The sequence below is a fragment of the Streptomyces sp. NPDC029466 genome (assembly GCF_055574515.1).
Window position 1 is genome coordinate 1 of the sequence record NZ_JBVHZH010000114.1, and the last position, 3,154, is coordinate 3,154.

3 protein-coding genes and 1 pseudogene are annotated in these 3,154 nt (G+C 70.6%); all 4 read left to right on the forward strand.

Annotated features, from left to right (window positions below; genetic code table 11):
* The first annotated feature begins 282 nt into the window (after positions 1-282).
* Positions 283-915 carry a TetR/AcrR family transcriptional regulator gene (locus tag ACZ4XD_RS37290; RefSeq protein ID WP_468049998.1) on the forward strand — a complete coding sequence of 211 codons (633 nt, stop codon included), beginning with the start codon at positions 283-285 and terminating at the stop codon, positions 913-915.
* Positions 916-1,204: 289 nt separating this feature from the next.
* Positions 1,205-2,314, forward strand: a pseudogene (locus ACZ4XD_RS37295) (FAD-dependent monooxygenase); the annotation flags it as partial.
* Positions 2,305-2,796 (forward strand): GDSL-type esterase/lipase family protein, encoded by a 492-nt coding sequence (locus ACZ4XD_RS37300; RefSeq protein ID WP_468050000.1) that lies wholly within the window; start codon positions 2,305-2,307, stop codon positions 2,794-2,796. The pseudogene ACZ4XD_RS37295 and the gene ACZ4XD_RS37300, both read left to right, overlap by 10 nt.
* A gap of 205 nt (positions 2,797-3,001) precedes the next feature.
* Entirely contained in the window at positions 3,002-3,142 is a 141-nt protein-coding gene (locus ACZ4XD_RS37305; protein WP_468049999.1) for an ATP-binding protein, read from the forward strand.
* The last annotated feature ends 12 nt before the right edge of the window (positions 3,143-3,154 follow it).

Sequence of the window (3,154 nt, forward strand, 5' to 3'; positions counted from 1 at the left end):
TGAACCTCCTTTCCTTCGTGGCGGGCGAGTAGGCCGCCCCCCGCCCCCTACCGCTGCCGCCTTGCCGGCCCGGCGCGGACACAGCGGCCATTCACGCGGGGGCGCAGTGTGCAGAGCGCTTCGTGGACCGGTCCGAGGTCAGTCGGCGGGGTCAACCAGTGGTAGCCGTAAGCGAGTTGGCGCCTGCACGGCTCCGCCGGACGGAGCAGGTGTACGCGTGCGGCACGCGCCAAGAACGAGACTACACTACACCGTGCAGTGTAGGACGGTTAAGATATGCCCATGCCGACCACGAAGACACTGCGCGAGGGGTCCACGCAAAAGCGGGCCGCCATCCTCTCGGCGGCCCGGGAACTGTTCCTCTCCGACGGCTTCGACCGGACCAGCGTCGACGCGGTCGCCGCCCGGGCCAAGGTGTCCAAGCGAACGGTCTACGACTACTTCGGCGACAAACAGACGCTGCTCAAAGCAGTCGTCGACGCCGTCGGCGAGTCACTGATCACCACGATCCGGCGCACCCTCGACGACACCCTCACCGACCTCACCGAGACCGCCGACCTCGAAGACGCCCTGGTCACGTTCTCGATGCGCATCGCGACCGACATGCTCGGTTCGGCCGAGTACGCAACGCTGCAACGGCTGGTCCGGTCGGAAGCCGGCCACCTGCCGCACCGGGGCTACAACTCCATGGCCGACACCCCCGACGAAGCGATCGCCGAGCGGTTCGCCACCTTCGCCGCGGCCGGGCTGCTCGACGTCCCCGACCCTCGACTCGCAGCCGACCAGTTCATCGCGCTGACCTTCGGCGTCGCGCTGGACAGGCTCGGTTCCGCGAATGCCGCAGAGGACACCCGCGTCCAGCCACTCGTCGTCGAGGGGGTGCGGACCTTCCTGCGGGCATACCGCACCATGTAGGGCTGGGGCAGCACGAAAGCAGCAGATCCAAGTGCCGTTGACCGTACGCGAGCCGGGACGCGAGCCGGGGCGATGGCTGGGACGAGAGCCGGTGCGAGCCGGGGCCGACGTCCCGCGGCGCCGCGTATGACGGCCTCTGACCAGGGGTGACCGGGCGGCGTAGCCGTGGTGCGGGAGGCATGTCGGCGGCCTGTCGGCGACTGTCGGTCCGGTGTCGGTGGGTTCTGGCACCTTTCGAGAGGTCCTGCCGGGTATCCATCCGGCTGCGGGTTGGGGAAGGGGATCTTTCGTGCATGACGTAGTGATCGTGGGGGCCGGCCCGGTCGGTCTGTTCCTTGCCTGCGAGCTCGGCCTCGCGGGCTGCTCCGTCCTGGTGCTCGAGCGGGAGCCGGAGCGCCACTCCCCGTTCAAGGCGAAGCCGCTCGGGATGCGGGGCCTGTCCGCCGCGTCGGTCGAGGCGTTCTACCGCCGCGGGATGCTGCACCGGCTGCTGACGGCATCGGGCGTCCACGACGATCCCGGCGCGGGCCCCGACGCGCACGAGCCGTCAGCCCCGCGTGGCGTGGGCCATTTCGCCGGCATGGTGCTCGATCCGGCCCGGGTCGACGTCGCCGCCCTGCCGTACCGGCTTCCGGGCCCCGCGATGGAGGGCATGCTGACACACCTCGAAGCGGTCGAAACACTGCTGGCCGAGCAGGCATCCCGGCTCGGCGTGGACATCAGGCACGGCGTCACGGTCTCGGCCCTCACCCAGAACGAGGAGAGCGCGGTCGCGCATGCCGGCGAGCGGGAGTACGCGGCGCGCTGGGTCGTCGGCTGCGACGGCGGACGCAGCACGGTGCGGGGGCTCGCGGGCTTCGACTTCGTCGGCACCGAGCCGCAGTTGACCGGCTACGCCATGCATGCCACCGTCGCCGATTCCGAGCGGCTGCGCTCCGGGATCAACCTGACGCCGGCGGGCATGTACCTCCAGCTCACGGAGGGGCACATCGGCATGATGGACTTCGACGGCGGCACGTTCGACCGCTCGCGGCAGCCGACCCGTGACCATCTCCAGGCGGTGCTGCGCCGGGTGTCCGGCACCGACGTGACGCTGACCGACGTGCATCTCGCCACGAGCTTCACCGATCGGGCGATGCAGACGACGACCTACCGGCGGGGACGCGTCCTGCTCGCGGGCGACGCCGCTCACATCCACTCGCCCCTGGGCGGGCAGGGACTCAACACCGGCCTGGGCGACGCCATGAACCTGGGCTGGAAGCTCGCAGCGACCGTGCACGGGTACGCGCCGGACGGGCTGCTCGACACCTATACCCGCGAGCGCCATCCGATCGGCGCGGGGGTGCTCGACTGGTCGCGCGCTCAGGTCGCGGTCATGCGGCCGCCGCGATCGCGGGCCACAAGGTGAGGGACTTGGAACCCCGGTGGCAGGCGGACGTGCTCGACGCGCGCCCGGACGTGGTGTCGATCCTCGTCGGGGTCAACGACATGGGCTGGCACACGCTGGACCCGGAGGGGTACGTGATCCCCGTGGAGGAGTTCGAAGCGGGCTATGACCGCCTGCTCGCGCCCCTCGCCAAGGCGGGCACGCAGCTGATCCTCATCGAGCCGTTCCTCCTGCCGGTCCACGGCGTCGTCGAGGCCGGTGCCGCGCTCATCGGAGACAAAGAGCGAAAGGAATGGCGCACCGACCTGGACCCGAAGATCCAGGCCGTGCGCAGGCTCGTCGGCAAGTACGGCGCGCAACTGCTCGCCGCCGACGGCATGTTCGCCGAGCTCGCCGCGACGACCGGGCCGGAGTACTGGGCAGCGGACGGCGTGCACCCGACCCCGGCCGGGCATGCCGCACTCGCGGCGGCCTGGCTGCGCCTGGTCGCGTGATCTGGCCTGGCGAGCACCCGCGACACCGGCGTCCGCGACGAGCCGCCTGAACCTGCCCCATCAGCGCGTTCATGCCACCAGCGCGATCACGCCCGGTCAGCGTCCGGAAGCGGCAACTACGTCGAGCGTATCGGCGAGTTCGAGGGGCGTGGACAGCATCGGCCAGTGCCCCGTGGGCAGATGGAAGTGCCGCCACGGTGACTGGTTGCACAACAAGGAGGCCGAGTCCGGGCGCGGACTGCTGATCGTCGACGCCCTCGCGGCCGACTGGGGCAGTTCCCCCGCCGGGCGCGGCAAGACGACCTGGTTGTCCATCGCGTTCTGTAGCGCCTCCCGAGCCGCCTGAAGCTGCCCGCCT